19 protein-coding genes are annotated in these 18,234 nt (G+C 53.6%); 12 read left to right on the top strand and 7 right to left on the bottom strand.

Annotation, left to right across the window (positions count from 1 at the left end; all coding sequences use genetic code 11):
* Positions 1-108: 108 nt before the first annotated feature.
* Positions 109-1,554, bottom strand: coding sequence for a chromosomal replication initiator protein DnaA (gene dnaA / locus EKD02_RS05340; protein WP_244924404.1), 1,446 nt, complete (start codon positions 1,552-1,554; stop codon positions 109-111).
* 428 nt (positions 1,555-1,982) lie between these two features.
* On the opposite strand from dnaA, the gene rpmH reads away from it, so the two are divergent.
* The 6 genes from rpmH to rlmD are packed head-to-tail and all read left to right on the top strand — an operon-like array spanning position 1,983 to position 6,776.
* Positions 1,983-2,144, top strand: coding sequence for a 50S ribosomal protein L34 (gene rpmH / locus EKD02_RS05335; protein ID WP_011891004.1), 162 nt, complete (start codon positions 1,983-1,985; stop codon positions 2,142-2,144).
* 22 nt (positions 2,145-2,166) lie between these two features.
* On the top strand, positions 2,167-2,646 hold the full coding sequence (locus EKD02_RS05330; protein WP_011891003.1) for a ribonuclease P protein component: 480 nt from the start codon (positions 2,167-2,169) through the stop codon (positions 2,644-2,646).
* A 35-nt stretch (positions 2,647-2,681) separates the two neighbouring features.
* Entirely contained in the window at positions 2,682-2,969 is a 288-nt protein-coding gene (gene yidD / locus EKD02_RS05325) for a membrane protein insertion efficiency factor YidD (protein ID WP_244924403.1), read from the top strand.
* Between the two features lie 2 nt (positions 2,970-2,971).
* Positions 2,972-4,714 (top strand): membrane protein insertase YidC, encoded by a 1,743-nt coding sequence (gene yidC / locus EKD02_RS05320; protein WP_126384328.1) that lies wholly within the window; start codon positions 2,972-2,974, stop codon positions 4,712-4,714.
* A 14-nt stretch (positions 4,715-4,728) separates the two neighbouring features.
* The gene (locus EKD02_RS05315) at positions 4,729-5,322 is read left to right on the top strand and encodes a phosphatase PAP2 family protein (RefSeq protein ID WP_011891000.1); all 594 of its coding nucleotides are present in this window, start codon (positions 4,729-4,731) and stop codon (positions 5,320-5,322) included.
* Positions 5,322-6,776, top strand: a complete 1,455-nt coding sequence (rlmD, locus tag EKD02_RS05310) for a 23S rRNA (uracil(1939)-C(5))-methyltransferase RlmD (RefSeq protein WP_126384325.1) — start codon at positions 5,322-5,324, stop codon at positions 6,774-6,776. Before EKD02_RS05315 ends, rlmD begins: the two co-directional genes overlap by 1 nt.
* Here rlmD and EKD02_RS05305 read toward each other — a convergent pair.
* The 6 genes from EKD02_RS05305 to EKD02_RS05280 form a co-directional block, all read right to left on the bottom strand.
* Positions 6,743-7,177 (bottom strand): YkvA family protein, encoded by a 435-nt coding sequence (locus EKD02_RS05305; RefSeq protein ID WP_126384320.1) that lies wholly within the window; start codon positions 7,175-7,177, stop codon positions 6,743-6,745. The genes rlmD and EKD02_RS05305 overlap by 34 nt on opposite strands.
* Positions 7,174-7,989: a rhomboid family intramembrane serine protease gene (locus tag EKD02_RS05300; RefSeq protein ID WP_126384317.1), complete on the bottom strand. Its 816-nt coding sequence runs from the start codon at positions 7,987-7,989 to the stop codon at positions 7,174-7,176. Before EKD02_RS05300 ends, EKD02_RS05305 begins: the two co-directional genes overlap by 4 nt.
* A 29-nt stretch (positions 7,990-8,018) precedes the next feature.
* Positions 8,019-9,212 (bottom strand): phosphoglycerate kinase, encoded by a 1,194-nt coding sequence (locus tag EKD02_RS05295; RefSeq protein WP_126341668.1) that lies wholly within the window; start codon positions 9,210-9,212, stop codon positions 8,019-8,021.
* A 119-nt stretch (positions 9,213-9,331) separates the two neighbouring features.
* Positions 9,332-10,306 (bottom strand): endolytic transglycosylase MltG, encoded by a 975-nt coding sequence (gene mltG, locus EKD02_RS05290; RefSeq protein ID WP_126341729.1) that lies wholly within the window; start codon positions 10,304-10,306, stop codon positions 9,332-9,334.
* A 22-nt stretch (positions 10,307-10,328) separates the two neighbouring features.
* On the bottom strand, positions 10,329-10,655 hold the full coding sequence (locus EKD02_RS05285; RefSeq protein ID WP_126384314.1) for a chorismate mutase: 327 nt from the start codon (positions 10,653-10,655) through the stop codon (positions 10,329-10,331).
* Positions 10,656-10,701: 46 nt separating this feature from the next.
* Entirely contained in the window at positions 10,702-11,217 is a 516-nt protein-coding gene (locus EKD02_RS05280; protein WP_126384310.1) for a YacP-like NYN domain-containing protein, read from the bottom strand.
* Between the two features lie 113 nt (positions 11,218-11,330).
* Here EKD02_RS05280 and mraZ point away from each other — a divergent pair, with 113 nt between their 5' ends.
* From mraZ to EKD02_RS05250, 6 genes are read left to right on the top strand one after another with little or no spacing between them, the layout of a single operon-like run.
* On the top strand, positions 11,331-11,801 hold the full coding sequence (mraZ, locus tag EKD02_RS05275) for a division/cell wall cluster transcriptional repressor MraZ (protein ID WP_011890992.1): 471 nt from the start codon (positions 11,331-11,333) through the stop codon (positions 11,799-11,801).
* Entirely contained in the window at positions 11,801-12,784 is a 984-nt protein-coding gene (gene rsmH, locus EKD02_RS05270; protein ID WP_011890991.1) for a 16S rRNA (cytosine(1402)-N(4))-methyltransferase RsmH, read from the top strand. The genes mraZ and rsmH overlap by 1 nt, the downstream gene beginning before the upstream one ends.
* A 5-nt stretch (positions 12,785-12,789) precedes the next feature.
* Complete coding sequence (locus tag EKD02_RS05265) at positions 12,790-13,245, top strand: hypothetical protein (RefSeq protein ID WP_126384308.1); 456 nt, start codon at positions 12,790-12,792, stop codon at positions 13,243-13,245.
* Positions 13,246-13,272: 27 nt separating this feature from the next.
* Positions 13,273-15,267, top strand: coding sequence for a PASTA domain-containing penicillin-binding protein (locus EKD02_RS05260; RefSeq protein ID WP_126384305.1), 1,995 nt, complete (start codon positions 13,273-13,275; stop codon positions 15,265-15,267).
* Positions 15,264-16,811 (top strand): UDP-N-acetylmuramoyl-L-alanyl-D-glutamate--2,6-diaminopimelate ligase, encoded by a 1,548-nt coding sequence (locus EKD02_RS05255; RefSeq protein ID WP_126384302.1) that lies wholly within the window; start codon positions 15,264-15,266, stop codon positions 16,809-16,811. Before EKD02_RS05260 ends, EKD02_RS05255 begins: the two co-directional genes overlap by 4 nt.
* Entirely contained in the window at positions 16,808-18,229 is a 1,422-nt protein-coding gene (locus EKD02_RS05250) for a UDP-N-acetylmuramoyl-tripeptide--D-alanyl-D-alanine ligase (RefSeq protein WP_126384299.1), read from the top strand. Before EKD02_RS05255 ends, EKD02_RS05250 begins: the two co-directional genes overlap by 4 nt.
* Positions 18,230-18,234: the final 5 nt, after the last annotated feature.

Below are 18,234 nucleotides of genomic sequence, written 5' to 3'. Positions count from 1 at the left end.
GTTGTGGGTGGTTTGTTGACTGTTTTTCTCTTTCTCCTCTGGTGTTGACAACTGCGGGTCTGTCAAGATAGAGTGAACACCCTTTCAACATCTTATCCACACTGCAGTTTACATTGAAACGAGTTCAATTCTCCTTCTTATTTCATTGATTCGTCCCTGATCTTCTCCCTCTGATTCAATGCGTCTGGCGATAGTGTTGACGGCATGAATGACAGTAGAGTGGTCTCGTCCTCCGAAATGGAGTCCTATGGTTTTCAGTGATGATTCTGTCAGTTGTTTTGCAAGATACATGGCAATCTGACGGCCTGTTGCGATTTCCTTTTTCTTTGATTTGCCTTTCAGATCATTGGAGGTTATGGCATAAAATTCACAGATGACCTTGTCAATGGTATCAAGGTTCAGTTGTTTTGCGGTGTGCCGGATAATGTCTTTCAGGGTCAATTTTGTAAAAGAGAGGTCAATGTCGCGATTGTCGAGCGACCGGGCGGCAAGAAGCTTGACAATGCAGCCTTCCAGTTCCCTGACATTGTCTGTAATGTTGTTGGCTATGAATTCAATCACATTTTCATCAAGATCAACCCCGCTCTGCTGGAGTTTACTGAGAATGATTGCTTTGCGGGTTTCATAGTCTGGCGGCTGTATGTCGGCTGAAAGTCCCCAGTTGAAACGCGAGATCAGCCGGTCTTCAATCCCTTTGATGTTTTTGATGGGACGATCGGCGGAAAGAATAATCTGTTTGTTTGACTGATGCAGGGTGTTGAAAATATGAAATATCTCCTCCTGCGTTTTTTCTTTTCCTGAAAAGAACTGGATATCGTCTATGATAAGGACATCAATTGTGCGGTAAAACGACGAGAATTCCTGAATTTTTCCGTTCTGTATGGCATTGACAAAATCAATGGCAAATTTTTCGCTCGATACATAGAGTACTTTCGCCCCCTCTCGTTCCTGGCGGACTGTATTGCCAATTGCCTGCATCATATGGGTTTTGCCGAGTCCCACCCCCCCATAAATGACGAGCGGATTGAAGGCATTCTGTCCGGGATTCTGTGCAATGGACTTGGCGGCGGCAAAAGCAAGAGAGTTGCAGTCACCACGAATCAGTGTATCGAAGGTATATTTTGAGTTCAGCTGTGTTTCAAAGCGCTCAATATCTCTCTCGAAACTGTCTGATGATTTTTTAACGGCCCCTTCTGAGGCCTTTTTGTCCGGCTGGCTGTTCTGAAGCGGGAGCTGTATGGTGACGGGCTCAGTCTGGGATTTGTCCATCACTATTGAATACATCAGTCTGGCTTCGGGACCGATAATTTTCTTGAGTGCCGTGTTGAGGAATTGGGAGTAGTGTTCTTCAATCCATTCATAAAAAAAAGTGCTCGGAACCTCAATGGTCAACTCCCCCCCCGAAAGACCCAGCGGTTTTATGGGAGAAAACCATGTCTGGAATGCAAGGGGATTGATGTGTTCCCGAATGGCCTCAAGGCATGATTTCCAGACATGCTGCTCAGATGCATCAGCTGCCCGGGACTCATCCTTCTGTTGCTCCTGAACCTTCATACTGTCAGCGTAAAGCATAAAAAAACTATGGTTAAGCGAAACCTGAAAAGCCCCGCAGGGGAAACTGTCAACATAATGACAGAATCAAGGTACTCTTTTGAGGGGATATAAAATAATCGTCAGGGGATGAAAAATACGCAGTTTTCAATGCAGCTCCGTGGCAGTTATTAACGGAGTAAGTGTTTATTTAATAATACTTTGTTGGGTTTTTATGAAAAGTTATCCACATATGTTGAAAACTCTTTGTGTAGGCGGAATGAAGGATTTGGGGTTGTGAATTTTTTTTGTCCACATTTTATCCACATTTGTTGGCGGGAGGCCTGTCGGGAATTAATGCGACAGAGTTGTTTGTTTATCTCCGGGGATTATGGTAATTTGCACGCCCTATTATTTTGAATTTTTTACAATCTGGTGAGGAGTCATTTGAGATGAAAAGAACCTTTCAGCCCAGCAACAGAAAGCGGCGCAACAAACACGGATTCCGGCTGAGAATGTCGACCAAAAACGGCCGCAGGATAATTAATGCCCGCAGGGCAAAAGGACGCCATTCGCTTTCCGTGAGCAGCGATATGGGTACTGCCGGCAGATAACCTGACCGGCTTTCGGCATCCAATGCGGTGCCGATGTAACAAACAAACGCTCTTTCCGGTTTTGTCAGACAGGCATTCGCACAGGCTTCCACGCCATGAGATTTTAAGGAAAAAGGGGCTGATATCGCTTCTTTTTACTGGAGGTAAGAGCCTGAAGGGCAATTTCCTCCGACTGGTATACCTTTCTCATGATGCTGTCAGGGGCGGTTTTGCCTCCCCGCCATCAGTCATGTTTGCTGTCAGTAAAAAAACTCTGCCCGCTGCCGTCATGCGCAACAGGGTAAAGCGCTTGATGCGTGAAGCCTACCGCCTTGAGAAGCCGATGCTCCTCAGTCGTCTTGAAGATACGGGTGACAGAAAGGCCGGGGAGGCTCTTTCCATTGTGTTTCTTTACACGCGCAGGGGGTCTCATATTCCCTCGCTCCCGGATTTCAGGCGGGAGATGAATTCAGCCCTGCGGGAGATGTTGCTGAAGGCTGTGAGTGATCGGGAGAGAGAGTGAAGCAGTTTGGTCAAAGAGGTCTTACGGGTGAGACGATGATTACAGGAGGCTGGATGATGGATGTCAGGAGTGTTTTTGCCGCGCTGCCAATAGCGCTCATAAAATTTTATCGGGCGTATATTTCACCCCTGCTTGGCCCTTCCTGCCGATTTTACCCCACCTGTTCAGCCTACGCAATTGAGGCATTTGAGAGACATAATTTTTTCAAGGCAACCTGGTTGAGCGTCTGGCGTGTTCTCAGATGCAATCCTTTTTCCCGGGGCGGGTTTGATCCGGTTCCTCCGGCGAAAGGCGGTCAGGACGCCAACAAACAGCAGCAGTAATAATGGATAGAAATTCGGTAACGGGACTTGCTCTTATAGCCTTGATCATGATAGTTTGGCTTCAGTTCATGTCGCCGGACAAAAAACCTGTTATCCGCGAAAGCGCAAAAAAAGCGGCGCCTGTGGAGCAGGTGAATGTGCCTTTCAAGCCTGCGCCAGTTTCCGCTTCCGATGCATTCGGAGCATTTGCTTCAGCTGCAAACGGGAAGGCCCGAAAGATGGTTGTTGAAAACGACCTGTTCCGGGCAACCATCTCTTCAAAAGGAGCGACCCTGACCTCGCTGATCCTGAAGAAGCATCTTGATGGAGCCCTCCAGCCGGTTCAGCTTGTCAGCAACCGGGCAGATGGTGCTCTTTCATTGCTGTTTCTGACAAGAGAGGGACGAAAAATTGACACCCGCGACCTCTATTTCACCGGGGGTTCCGTTGATACGCTTCACACAATCACGGGGAAGGAGAGCTACAGTGTCCGATACCGCCTGAATGTTTCAAAAAACCGGAATATTCTGATAACCTACAGCTTTACCGGCGACAGTTACCGGGTCGGGTATGATGTGCAGCTGAATGGATTCTCCAGCGCCCTTGCCGGCAATGAATACCAGCTGCAGTGGGACGGTGGCCTTGGCTATACTGAGAAGAACCGCGAGGATGAGGCTCACAACGCACTTGCCGGAGCCTATCTCGGTGGCAGCCTCGTGAAGCTGGATGCAGCCAAGGATAATCAGGCATACCGCGAAGAGCAGTCGGGTGAAGCGAAATGGGTGGCTGTGCGCAATAAATATTTTGTAGCTGCGCTTATTCCCTCCGGGCCTACAGGCGGGTTCTATCTGGACGGCAGCAAAAAAGCCGGCAACGAATTTGAGAATTACCTTGCGTCGCTGAAAATGGAGGTTCCCGTATCAGGCGCCTCTCTCGACAACAGTTTCAGCCTCTATATGGGCCCTCTTGACTATGATATAGTCAGAGCCCAGAAGGCTGAACTGGAAAAAATCATGGATTTCGGCTGGGACTGGCTGACACGGCCGTTTGCCGAGTATATCATTCTCCCTGTTTTCAGCTGGATGAACAAGTTCATCCATAACTATGGTCTGATCATCATCATTTTTGCCTTCCTCATCAAGCTGGTGACCTATCCTCTGTCGCTTGCTTCGACCAAGTCCATGAAAAAAATGGCTGCGCTGCAGCCCATGCTCAAAGAGCTGCAGGATAAGTACAAGGACAATCCGGCAAAGCTGCAGAGCGAATTGGGACGCATTTACAAGGAGGCCGGTGTCAATCCTCTGGGGGGATGCCTTCCTGTGGTGCTTCAGATGCCGCTGCTCTTCGCCATGTTTTATGTGTTCCGTTCCTCAATTGAACTCCGCCAGCATGGATTTCTCTGGGCGCATGATCTTTCTGTTCCGGACTCCATTCTGAATCTTGGATTTACCATTCCGATGTATGGCGACCACATCGCCCTGATGCCTATCCTTATGGCCGGAACGGTGTTTGTGCAGCAGAAAATCACTCCGACGGCACAGACCAATGATCAGATGAAGATCATGCTCTACATGTTCCCGGCCATGATGCTGCTGTTTTTCAATAACATGCCCTCGGGTCTTGGTCTGTATTATCTGATGTTCAATGTGTTCAGTGTTGCCCAGCAGTTCTACATCAATTCGACCACGACTGAAGCCGACATGCCGAATGTGTCGATTGCCGCGCCCGCGCGTCAGAAGAAGAAAAAATCCGGCAGCGGAAAGTAGCGGGGGGACCGGCAATGCTGATTGAGCAGATGGACGCGGGGCTCTTTGCTTTCCTGAACCAGCAGCTGGTCCATCCGGCGGCTGATGACCTCTTTGTGTTCCTGACAAAAGCGAACCTTTCGCGGCATATTTTTGTGATTGCCGCACTTTTCATGCTTGTGCGTGGGGGCAGGCGCGGTTTGTTTGCTCTTCTGCTCGCTCTTCTGGCAGTCGGTGTTGCCGATTTTACCGCTTCGGGCATTCTCAAACCCCTTGTGGGCCGTATCCGTCCCTGCTTCGCACTTGAGCATGTCAGGCTGCTGATTGACCAGTCCCGCTCTTTTTCCTTTGCCTCTTCCCATGCTGCAAATACCGCGGCTGTTGCCACCATGGTCTGGGTTTTCTTTCACCGGGGATCTCTCCAGGAGCGGCTCTTTACGGCTACAATGATAGGCTATGCCCTTTTGGTAGGGTATTCAAGAATTTATGTTGGAGTCCACTATCCCGGTGATGTTGCAGGGGGCATGACAATCGGCGTTCTCTCTGCCCTCATTGTCTACCTGCTTTTTACCTGGACGACTAAAAATGCAGCCTGGCTTCGACTGCCAGCTGAAAAAAGGAGATCCTGATGGCTGAGGCCGCATACAGAAAAGGCGATATGGTTGAACTCCTTATAACCGACATGGCCGATAAGGATGAGTGTTTCGGGAAACTTGAGTGCGGAATGGGGGTGATGGTCGGAGGAATGCTTGCTGTTGGCGATCGTGTTTCAGCCCGTGTTACCCGTGTGAGACAGCGCTATCTGAAGGCCATTGCAGTTGAGGTTCTTGAGCCCTCTCTGGACAGGACTGAGCCGGTATGCGGGGATTTCGGTGTGTGCGGAGGCTGCAAGCTGATGCATATCCGTTACCCGGCACAGCTTCGCTATAAGGAAAAAAAGGTGCAGGACGCCCTGATCCATATCGGCGGCTTTTCGGAGCCTCCTATGCTGCCGGCTCTTGGGGCACCTTCCCCTGTCCATTACCGGAACAAAATAGAGTTCTCCTGTTCGGGCAAGCGATACCTGCGGCCCGAAGAGCTTTCAATGGATGAGCTGCTTCAGCCGAAAAATTTTGCTCTTGGCTTTCATGCTCCCGGTAATTTTGAAAAGGTGATTGATACCGCCCGCTGCCATCTGGCAACTGAAGAGATGAACAGTGTACTCCGGCTTACACGGGACTTTGCGCTTGAAAATGCCATGGAGCCCTATATGGCCCGCGAGCACACGGGATTCTTGAGGAATCTGGTTGTCCGCTCAAGCGTCCACACCGGGGAGGTGATGGTCAATATTGTCACCTCATGGTATGATGGAGAGCTGATGGAGAGCTACAGCGCACATCTTCAGTCGGGCATGCAGGGTGTTCCCCTGACTCTTGTCAATAATGTTACCAACCGCCGCAATACGGTTGCAACCGGTGATGTGGAGTACACAATCCTTGGCTCCGGCACCATTTCCGAAAAGCTCGGACTGCTTGAGTTCAGGATATCGGCGAACTCATTTTTCCAGACCAATACACTCCAGGCAGAGGCGCTGTATGGGCGGATTCAGGACGCCTGTGAGCTCAGGGCCGGCGACAGGGTGTATGATCTTTATTGCGGAACAGGAACCATCACCCTCTGGCTTGCCCGCCATGCTGAACGGGCAATTGGGCTGGAGGTGGTTGAAAGCTCCATTCAGGATGCCCGTTCCAATGCGGAAAGCAACGGCATCGGTAATGCATATTTTTTCCAGACAGACCTGAAGGACCTTGGGGCTATGATGGAGCAGCTTGAGGAGCACGGCCGGCCGGATGTGATTGTGACCGATCCTCCCAGAGCGGGAATGCACCCGAAAGCTCTTGAAACCATGCTGAAGCTTGGGGCTCGCCGTATTGTGTATGTGAGCTGCAACCCTGCCAGCCTTGCCCGGGATGGGAAAGAGATTGCCGGGGCGGGTTACCGGCTGGTTTCAGTGGAGCCGGTTGACATGTTTCCCCACACCGCTCATATCGAGAGTGTGGCCTGTTTCGATTATTCGGCCTCCGGGGGATGCAGCTCAGAGTAGTCGGCAGTTTCGGCAGCGTCGGCTTTTTCCTGTTCCCATCTGGTGAAACTGTCAATGTCACCGTTTATTGATGCCAGAACGGCGGTGATGAGGGCAAGGTCGTCAGCAAATCCGAGGAAGGGAATGAAGTCGGCTATGGCGTCCAGCGGTGACACAAAGTAAAGCAGTGCGGTGACGCTCATGACAATGGTCTGCCACGGTACTTCGCGATATTCTTTGGAGGCATAGCTTTTTACCATGCGCACAAGCGGCTGTATTTTCCTTGTGAGCTCCGGAACCCTTGAGGCGCTTGTGAGCGCACTGGAGCGGCTGATGGCTGAAGCAATAAGCTTCTGCAGCCGGCCCGGGGTTTTCAGGACCCTCTCCGCCCGTCCTTTTCCTGCCTCGATCTCTGCCTTCATTTTTTCCCCGCCTTGAGAAGCGTCTCCCTCTCGCTTTTTGAAAGTGAACTGTAGCCGCTTCGTGAAATCTTATCAAGAATACGGTCTATCTCTTCTTCCTGTACACGGCCCCCATCCTGCTTTATGGAGTGGATGACGGCCCCGCGTTTTTTTGTGCCTTCAAACAGCTTGTTGACCTGCTCAAGAGGGTTGAAGTCGCGCCGTTTGAGGGTGATGTAGATGAACCCTATCAGCATGCCTCCGAGGTGGGCAAAGTGGGCTATGTTGCTTCCGCTCCCCATGGTTCTGCTTCCCAGGCCCGACATGAACTCAATAAGCGCAAACCCGGCGATGAAGTATTTTGCCTTGATGGGAAAGAGGAAGTAAAGGAAGATATAACGGCCCGGAAACATCATACCGAACGCGAGCAGAATTCCATACACCGCGCCTGAAGCCCCTACGGTCGGGTAGAGGGTTCCCGAGGTGGCTACAAGATTGATGATGGCGGCGCCGACTCCACAGACAAAATAGTACCAGATAAACTCTTTTGTCCCCCAGTAGTTCTCTATTTCAGCACCGAACATCCAGAGGGCGAACATGTTGAAGAAGATGTGGGTGGTGCCTCCGTGCATGAACATGTAGGTGAAGGGCTGCCATATGCGGAAGTTTTCAGAGGCGGCGGGCCAGAGTGCGCCCTGAATGAAAATGAAATTCCCGAGCGGCGTGAAGTACTGCAGCAGGAAGATGGCTATGTTTGCAATGATGATTGCCTTGATTGCCGGGGGCATGAGTTGAAAGCCCCCGGGCCTGTAAGGCTGGCTGTACTGGTTCATAATCCTTGGTTTGGAAGGGATGGGCCTCCTCAGTCGTTCAGGGCAGCTATACCGGGCAGCTCTTTTCCTTCAAGGAATTCAAGGCTGGCTCCTCCGCCGGTTGAGATATGGGTCATTTTGGAGGCAAGCCCGGCTTTTGCAACAGCAGCTGCAGAGTCTCCCCCGCCGATGATGGTGGTTGCTCCTTTTGCTGTAGCCAGGGCCATTGCTTCTGCTACGGCAAAGGTGCCATTGGCAAAGCTGTCTATTTCAAAGACTCCCATGGGGCCGTTCCAGAGAATGGTTCTTGCTCCCAGTATTTCCTGACGGTAGGCTTCTATGGTGAGAGGACCGATGTCAAGCCCCATTTCACCAGCCTCAAGTTCCTTGACCGAGACGGCGCGGAAGGGAGCATCGGCCGCAAGTTCGGGAGCCGCAATCACATCCTGGGGAAGCAGAAGCTTGATGTTGCGGTTTTTTGCCTGCTCGAGAAGGCTGAGGGCGAGCTCCAGCTTGTTGTCCTCAACAAGAGAGCTGCCGGTTTCAAGACCCATTGCTTTGAAGAAGGTGAAGACCATGGCTCCGCCGATGAGAACCGTGTCTACTTTTTTGAAGAGGTTTTCAAGGACATCTATTTTGCCTGAAATTTTTGATCCCCCGAGAATGGCTACAAAAGGCCGTTCAGGTTTTTCAAGGGCTTTGCCGAGGTACATCAGCTCTTTTTCTATCAGGTATCCGGCAACAGCCGTAGGCACAAAGTGAGTGATTCCTTCAGTGGAGGCATGGGCCCTGTGTGCGGTGCCGAAAGCGTCATTGACATACATTTCACCAAGCGCAGCAAGCTCTTTTGCGAATTCCGGGTCGTTGGCCTCTTCTTCAGGGTGGAACCGAAGGTTTTCAAGCAGCATCACCTCGCCGTCCTGCAGCGCAAGGGCCGACTGCATCACCTCCGTGCCAATGCAGTCTTCCGCCATGGCGACCGGGGTGTCAATCAGTTCGGAAAGCTTTGCTGCCACGGGAGCAAGAGAAAAAAGCGGATTGACCTTGCCTTTCGGGCGGCCAAGGTGCGACATCAGGATAAGTCGGCCACCGTTGTCGAGAATTTTGCGGATGGATGGAAGTGCCTCCACTATCCTCTTGTCGTCGGTAATCTCCCGCTCATCGTTGAGGGGGACATTGAAATCTACGCGCATCAGTATCCGTTTGCCTTGGATGGTTATGTCCGACAAGGTCTTTTTCTGCATTGCTCACTCGGGTTGGTTTAAAAAACGCTCCATTCTGCTCTTTGAAAGTATAGGCAATATAATCAAGGGAACCGCAAAAAACCTGTTGTCAGTTCCTTCTTCCGCTCTCTATCCCTCTCTCACCTGCGGTCCCTGTTTGCCCGGTATCTCCTGATGTTCCGGTTGTGGGCGCTGAGGGTCGTTGAAAAATTGTGGCCTCCCTTTCCCGTTGCCACGAAGTAGAGGTAGCTGGTTTCTGCAGGGTTCAGGACGGCCAGAATCGACTGTGCTCCCGGGCTGCAGATGGGGCCTGGCGGAAGCCCCCGGTGCAGATAGGTGTTGTAGGGAGAGTCTGTCCGCAGGTCTTTGTAGTAGAGCCTCCGGCGCGGTCCGGGAATTGCATACTGTATGGTGGGGTCAGCCTGGAGGGGCATGTTTTTTCTGAGGCGGTTGAGGTAGACGCTTGCCACCAGAGGTTTTTCCTCATCAAGCGGGGTTTCAGCCTCAACAATGGAGGCCAGAGTCAGGAGCGCGTTTTCGTCAAGCCCCTTCCCTTCAGCCACGCTCCTCAGGCTGTCGGAGAAGAATCGGTGGAACTGGCGCAGGAGAAACTCCTGAGCCTCTCCCGGCGTGCTGGCCCAGGGGAAGTTGTAGGTTCCCGGAAAGAGATAGCCCTCCAGTTTCCGCTTTGTGGCTTCGCAGGCAAAGCTGGTTGAGTCGATGTCAAGATGACGCGAGATGATGGCTGCCGTGGCGGAGATGTCAAGCCCTTCTGGAATGGTGACACGGACCTCATCCTGGTCGTGGCGGTGCAGGTACTGGAGCAGTCCGATATTGGAAAGCCCCGGGGGAATCAGGTAGCGGCCCGGCTTGATGTTGTGGAGCGAGGGAACAAGCCGGCCAATGACCTTCAGCGGCCAGCGGACGGTTATGGCTCCGTTTGTCTCCAGGTCTCTGACAATGGTGGAGAAGGGGGTGCCGCGGTGAATCTGGAGTCGTGTGGATTCGGGCGCAGTGTTGAGTCCGGGAAGAAACAGAATCACGCCTGCAGCGGCAGCCAGAATGAGTATGACTGTCCGGAGGAGATGGCTGCGCAGGTTTGAGGGTGAGGGCATAAGAGAAAAGGGAGCGGGGTTATCACACCCTGTCGGCTCTATCTCGGCTCTTCCACTCATGCTGGAACAGACGGGTTTCTTCTATGATGCAGCGGTAGATTTTTTCAAGGGCCCGTGTCTGCAGTTCCGAAGAGGTTCGGCCAAGAACATTGTCGAGCACCTCTTTTTCGCGTTCCGGCTGCAGTACCTGCTCTCCGATTTCGGCTTTCAGGGCGCTGATGTTTTCAGCGCAGCGCAGGCGCTCGCAGAGCAGAGCGGAGAGTTTGAGGTCGATGGCATCAATTTTTTTTCGCCAGTCATCCAGACGGATCCGGCATGCTTCCTGATTGGCGGGGTCGAGGGTCGTCATTTCTTTATTGGCTGTTGAATTGGGTGAATAGCTGTACAGGTCGGTTTCAGCCGTCCTGTTTGCGTTTGAAGAGAAGTTTCCATCTCTCCACCTCATCTCCGGTGAGTTCATCACTGGAAAATTTTTTCCGGTTATCTTCCTGCTCTCCCCCGTCTCCTTTCCTTCCGGATCGGGGCGTCAGCATGGAGGCAAAGGTTTCGGACTTTATGCACTCTGCCCCGAAAGCCGAAGCGTACCGGCGGATCTCTTCGTCCGAACTCACAATAGTAACCATTTTTACTCTCGGGTTCAACGATTTAACATAATCAACTATCCATCGGTCAGCACTTTTCCGGCGCGAGGTGAACACTGTGTGAAGCGGGGAGTGAGTGCTGCTGTCGCCATGCCGGCCATCGCCGTCGTAAACGAGGGTGAGGGTGCGGCGGTGCACCGTCTGGAAGTGGAGAAGGCGCTGTTCAAGCTTTCTGCGAAAAGGCTCAAGCGGGGTTGAGGGCGCAGGATGGTAGAGTGCGTGGAGAAGGTTGTATCCATCAACAACAATTTCCCTGCCGCGTTGATTCATGGGGTTTTGAGTCAGGGTGAAAACCGGATGGTATAAAATAAGGGAATATTTTTTTTGTGCATGTATTTTAATACATTTGTATGGTGGTGAAAAATGGTAAAAAATGGGTCATGATGGCCGGTTTTATAGGAAAAGAACGACATAGCATTGATGAGAAGGGGCGGCTGATGATTCCGGCGAGGTTTCGCCGGAAATTTGCAGATGCCGGCTCCTGTGATGGCGGAGCCTCGGAGTATGGCCGGTTCGGTGCGCTTTATGTGATGAAGACTTCTGACGGCTCGCTTGAGCTGTATGAACCCTCGGTATGGGAGGGAATGGGAAAGAGCATCTCTGCCCTGTCCGACTTCAATCCCGAAGAGAGGCTTCTTAAAACACTTATGTATGAGTGCCTGGAAATGGTGGAGCTTGACCGTCAGGGCCGCATTCCCCTTTCACGCGAGTTTCTTGAGCATGCCGGGATTTCGGGCGAAGTGGTTATTCTTGGAGCAGATACAAAAATGATTGTCTGGGAGCCGGCCAGGCTCCGCGGTGTTGTTGATGGAAGCAGCGGGCGGTTCGCCGCGCTTGCGGGGCGGTATTTCTGATGGGCGGTATGAAGAGTTGTTATCATGAGCCGGTTCTTGCTCCGGAGTCGGTTTCCATGCTTGTCCGCGGTCCCGGCCTCTATCTGGACGGAACACTGGGTGGCGGCGGCCACTCGCTTGCCATTCTCTGTGAGCTTGAGCGTTCAGGCTGGCTGGAGGGTTCGCTTCTTTTGGGAATTGATCAGGATGATGAGGCGCTGCAGGAGGCCGGGGAGAGGCTTGCGGATTATCGGGAGCATGCGGTTGCCCTCAAGGGGAATTTCGGGAACATTGCGGCGCTGAGTGCACGCGAGGCCGGTTCGCGGGGTATGGAGCCGCAAGCCTCGGGGATCCTTCTGGATCTCGGGGTGTCGTCCCACCAGCTGGATGTTCCGCTTCGCGGGTTCAGTTACATGCAGCCGGGGCCTCTCGACATGCGTATGGACAGCGGGGCGACGGGGACTGCCGCCGATATTCTCAATACTGCTCCAGAGGCGGAGCTTGCTTCAATTTTTTTCAGGTATGGAGAGGAGCCCCTGAGCCGGGTGATTGCCCGTGCGGTGACGACCCGTAGGGTTGAGAAGGGCCCTTTTCATACAACAGATGAGCTTGCGGATTTGGTGCGCAGTGTGGTGTTTGGACGGGAGCGGGTGATGAAGTCGCTGTCCCGTGTGTTTCAGGCACTGAGGATTGCGGTGAACCAGGAGCTGGAGGTTTTGGAGAGGGTCCTCGGGGATGGAGTTATGCTGCTCAAACCGGGAGGGAGAATGGCTGTCATCAGTTACCACTCGCTTGAGGATAGGATGGTCAAGAGGTTTTTTTCTTCTCTGACGACGGCCGACTGGGGCCCGAAAGGGGTAGGGCTGAGGGAGCCGGTGAGGCCTGCCGCAGCAATTGCCGTTACAGGAAAGCCGGTTCGGGCAGGGGCGGAGGAGGTTGCCCGGAACCCCCGCGCCAGAAGTGCGAAAATGAGGGTGATTGAAAAAATGGAGAACAGGGAGTGAAGAGTATGTTCAGCCTGAGTGCCATTGCTGCCAGAAGCAGTCACTTTTTCAAGGGGCCCGGGCCTCTTGACCGGACGGCGGAAGTTTCTCTGCCGGTAGAGATTCCTTGTAATGAGGAGCCTGTGCTTCAGCCCTCTTCCCCCCGGGGGCATACAGGAGTAGGGGTTGATGAGGCTGGAGGGGTGAGGTTTGACTTCAGCAAGCTGCTGCGGCTTCGTTCCTTTGTCATTCTTCTGGCTGTCACCGTAATCGGGCTGTTTCAGGTCAACAATATTCTGGCCATAAAAAATCTTTCTGCGCGCAATGACCGTCTTCGCAGTACCATCCGCCTTACCCGGAGCGTGCTTGCTTCGCAGGAGCTGAAGGTGCGTGAGCTGCAGAGCATTCATAGCCTTACGGAGGTTGCCGGGGGGCTTGGCCTTACCTCTTCACCGGAGCCTCCTGTTTGGCTTGAACCCTGAACCGCGATAGAGACAAAAGAGACCCTCATGCATGATGAGCCGAACATTCCGAGCGCTGAAGAGAGCCTGTTTGCCCGCAGGATAGGGGGTGTTGTGCTTGGATTTGTCCTGTTTCTGGCTGGCCTTGTCGCTATGCTCTTTCATATTCAGATTATTGAGGGAAGCGGGTATCGGGACAAGGCGGCACGGCAGTATCTGCGGGAGGTCACCAGCGTGGCCAGCAGGGGCGACATTCTTGACCGCAGAGGACGAATGCTTGCCGAAAGCATTGAGTCGGTATCGTTTTATGCCGATCCGAGGATAGTGCGCCGGACCCCGCATCCAAGGGGTAAAGGGCGTCATGGAACATTTGACAACTCTTCTCATATTGCATCGCTCTTCGCCCGTCATCTTGGAGGCAGTCGCCAGTCGTACCTTAAAGAGCTGAGAAAGAGCCGGGGTGTGGCTGTTCTCGGACGGAAGATACCCATTGCAAAGGCCATGGCGCTGATGCATGAGAAGATTCCTGGCGTATGGTTCGACCGGGAGCATCAACGCTATTATCTGAATGTGGCGGCCCAGTTGATAGGGGTCACCAACAGCAGCAACCACGGAATCAGCGGGATTGAGCTGAAGCTTGACAGAGAGCTTCGGGGGCGCGACGGTACAACTGTCTATCAGAGAACGGCTACGGGCGAGAAGTTTCCTGCTCCGGATGCACGCCAGCAGGAGCCCCTGAAGGGGAAGACGGTGGAGCTGACCATTGATGGCGATATCCAGAGCGTTGTTGAGGATGAGCTTGCCGGAATTGTGTCGAAATACAACGCTGCGGCAGCAACGGGCATTGTGATGGAGGTGAAAACAGGCGAGATTCTTGCCATGGCCAACAGCCCCACATTCAACCTTAACAACCGTTCGACATGGACGCCGGAAAAGGCGAGAAACCGTTCGGTGACGGACAGCTTCGAGCCGGGATCAACCTTCAAGATAGTGATGGCTGCAGCGGCAACCGATGAGCTGCACATGAAGGCCGGGGACATGGTGTTCGCACATAATGGCACCTTGCCGGTCTACAGACTGAAAATAACGGATCACGAGCCTTACGGGGATATCTCCTTTCGGGAAGCAATCATGTATTCAAGCAACATCGTGGCGGCCAAAATTGCAATGGAGGTTGGGGGTGAGAAATTCCATGAATATGTCCGCCGGTTCGGCTTTGGTTCAAAAACAGGTGTCGGGTTGATAGGAGAGCTTCCCGGTAAGGTGAAGCCCCTGAAAGAATGGAGCGGAACAACCCTTCCCTGGATGGGCTATGGGTATGAGGTGATGACAACGCCGCTTCAGATTCTGCAGGCCTATGCCGCCGTAGCCAATGGCGGGGTGCTGATGCGTCCGAGGATTATCAGAAAGGTTCGGGAGCCGGATGGGCGGGTTGTGAGCGAGAGTAAGCCTGAGGAGGTTCGCCGCGTGATGTCCAAAAGGAGCGCTGATTATCTCAGTCGTGAGTATTTCCGGGCTGTGGTTGACAGTGGAACGGCAGTCAGCGCAGCCATTCGGGGGATAAGTGTTGCCGGAAAAACCGGTACGGCCCAGCGCGTGACCGATGGCAGCTACAGGAGCAGGGTCTATGTTTCTTCATTTGTCGGCTATTTCCCCGTAGAGGATCCCCGTTATGCAATCATCGTCCTTGTTGAAGATCCGAAACCGGCCTATTATGCCTCCACTGTAGCAGCCCCTTCGTTTTCCTCTATTGCTTCAAGGATGATTGCCTGTTCCGGGGAGCTTCAGCAAAACCTTTCCATGCATTCCGCCGAGCAGGAGGAGCTCCGTTCCATCAGAACCGTAGCCGTGCCCGAACTGGCAGGCATGAGTGCTGATGATGCAAAACGGCTGTTGCGGTGGCTTGGGTTGAGAATGGATGTTTCCGGGGAGCGGAAGGGTTTCGTTGTCGCACAGAGTATTGCGCCCGGAAGCCGGGTGGAAAAGAAAAGGACCATAACGGTGACCATCGCAGATCAGGATATGGAGAGGAGGACCATGTGAGCACTTCCCTTCCCGTTTCGCGTTTTCTTGATGCGCTCACCGCGCCGGAAATTCTTTCGGATGCCCCCTGCCGGGGATCTCTGTCGATGATTTCCAGCGATTCGCGCGACATTGAGCAGGGCGGCCTGTTTGTTGCAGTCAGGGGATTTCAGGCTGACGGACATGATTTTGTGGCTGATGCAGTCAGTCGGGGTGCCGCGGCTGTCATCTGCGAAGAGTTCCCCGGGGGCGATGTCCCTCCGGGAGTCTGTTTCATAAAGGTTCCCGATGCCCGCCTGGCGCTTGCCGAGGCGGCGTTCGCATTGTATGGCGGGGCTTCGGAGCAGCTTGATGTCATCGGGGTGAGTGGAACAAATGGCAAGACGACGACGGCGATGCTCATTGCTGCCATGCTCAACCATAATGGTATCCGTTGTGGTTATATCGGCACGGGTCGGGCTGTGATCGGGGATGAGGAGATTCCTCTTGAGAGGACCACTCCCGAGGCCCATGGACTGCACAGGCTTCTGAGGAGAATGGTTGATGAGGGTTGCCGGGCTGTTGCCATGGAGGTTTCATCACATGCACTCATGCTTCAGCGTGTTCACGGTGTCCGTTTCAGGGTTGCTGTATTCACCAACCTGACGGTTGACCATCTTGATTTTCATGGTTCAATGGAGGCGTATGCTTCGGCCAAACAACGCCTGTTCCGGCAACTTCTGCCAGAGGGCAGGGCGGTGCTCAATATGGACGATCCCCGCGCTTCCTTTATGGCCGAAGGGCTCCCGCCTGCGTCTTGTAGCGGATGTTCTCTCTCTGGCGTAGAGAGGCGGGCCGATTGGAATGTTTGCGGGGAGTGGTTCCTGGCAGAGGTTACCGGTGAGGATGCTCAGTCCTCGCATCTGCGGCTTTCATTTCCTGATGGAATGTTTGATGGAGAGCTTCTGCTTCCGGGAAGATTCAATGTGATGAATGCGCTGCTTGCCGCAGCCACCTGCCATGCAATGGGAGTATCGGGAGGGGCTGCTGCTGCCAGCTTCCCCTTCCTGCCTCCGGTTCAGGGCCGCATGGAGCGGGTGGACGGAGGGCCGGGCAGGGTCAGGGCGATTGTTGATTATGCACATACGCCTGACGCTCTTCAGCGGGTTCTTCAGACGCTTGCCCGTCTGAAGCCGGTTGGCGGGCGGCTGGCTGTGGTTTTTGGTTGCGGAGGTGACCGCGATGCTTCCAAGCGGCCGGTCATGGGCCGGATTGCCGAGGAGCTTGCCGATATGGTCATTCTTACTTCCGACAACCCGAGGAGTGAGGATCCGGAGAGGATTCTTGACGATATTGAGCAGGGAATGAGCTGCATTGGCCATCGCCGGATTGCGGATCGGGGGACGGCTATCAGCACGGCTGTTGCAGAGCTTGGAGAGCTCGACATTCTCCTTGTGGCGGGTAAAGGCAGAGAATCATATCAGGAGAGTATGGGAAAACGGGTGTTTTTTTCGGATCGGGAGTTTCTGCTCAACTCCCTTGGGGCGGATGGCTGCATGCCTTCAGCAGGTGGGGAGGGCGTATGAAAGGGGTGCTCTCATTACATGATTTCAGGCGGTGTGGCGAACTTGTCATGAACCCCGGGGAGCCAATGCCTCCTGAGGTTGCGGATCCGGTGGTCAGCATTGATTCAAGAAAGGTTGAAGAGGGGGGGATTTTTGTTGCCCTGCTGGGTGAGCGGACGGACGGCCATCGGTTTGTTGATGATGTGTTCCGGCGGGGCGCCAGAATGGTGATGGTTTCACGGGAGTGGTATTCGGCTTCCGGCTCTCCCCTTCCTCCTCCCGGGCGGGGAACTCTTGTTGTTCAGGATACCGTTTCGGGGCTGCAGCAGCTGGCAGCAATCTATAGGGAGTCGTTTTCCATTCCGGTGGTAGGCGTCGGGGGAAGCAACGGAAAAACCACGACCAAGGAGATGCTTGGCGCGGTTCTTTCTACAGCGATGCGGGTCCATATGAGCCACGCAAATCTTAATAATCATCTTGGCGTTCCGCTGACGCTTCTTGCCATGAGGCGGGAAACGGAAATTGCTGTTGTGGAGATGGGTATCAACCATCCCGGAGAGATGGAGCTTCTCACCTCAATTGCACGGCCGTCGCACGGCCTTTTGACCAACATCGGCCATGAGCACCTTGAGTTTCTTGTGAATCTGGATGGAGTTGCCAGAGCGGAGCGGGCTCTGTTCTCCTTTCTTGATGAAACAGGCGGAACCATTTTTGTCAATAATGATGACCCTCGTCTCCGCGATGCTGCAACCGACCCTCAGCGCCATATACTCTACGGAATGCATTGCGGGGATTGCTGCTCATGCCGGGGCGGGGCCCTCAGCGTTCTTCCCGATGGCTCTCTCCGGTTTATGCTGTATTCAGAGCGGGGGGATGAGGAGATACGGCTTAATTTTACGGGCCGGCACAATGTGCTCAACGCGCTTGCGGCCGCAGCAGTAGGGATCTTTTTCGGTATTGAGCCCCGGGAAGTACGGCGCGGCCTTGAGGGGCTTGTGCCGAGGGAGGGCTGGAAGCGGCTTGAGGTGGTTTCTGCCGGTGGGGTCACCCTTCTCAACGACACCTACAATGCCAATCCCGACTCGATGCGTCTGGCCATTGATGCTCTTCTTGACATGCCCTGTCAGGGACGGCGTATCGCTGTTATCGGTGACATGCTTGAGCTTGGAGATGCGGGCCCAGGAGAGCACGAGGCGATGGGAAAATACCTGGCTGGCAGCTCAGTGGATATGATTTTTTCCTTTGGGGAGCTTGCCGGGAGCATCTGCTTCCTGAACCCCGGCCGATGCCGGGGCCATTTCACCAGCCGCGAAAAACTTTTCGATGCTCTGTCCCGTGAACTCGAAGAGGGTGATACGGTCCTGTTCAAAGGGTCGCGCGGAATGAAGCTTGAAGAGACGGTTACGGCAATTCTGGCCGCGAGAACAATAAACAGCTGAAAGAC

Source organism: Chlorobium phaeovibrioides, from assembly GCF_003968655.1.
GTDB classification, from domain to species: Bacteria; Bacteroidota; Chlorobiia; order Chlorobiales; family Chlorobiaceae; genus Chlorobium; species Chlorobium phaeovibrioides.
Note: the sequence above shows the minus strand (reverse complement) of the source record. Positions and strands in the feature narration are given on the sequence as shown.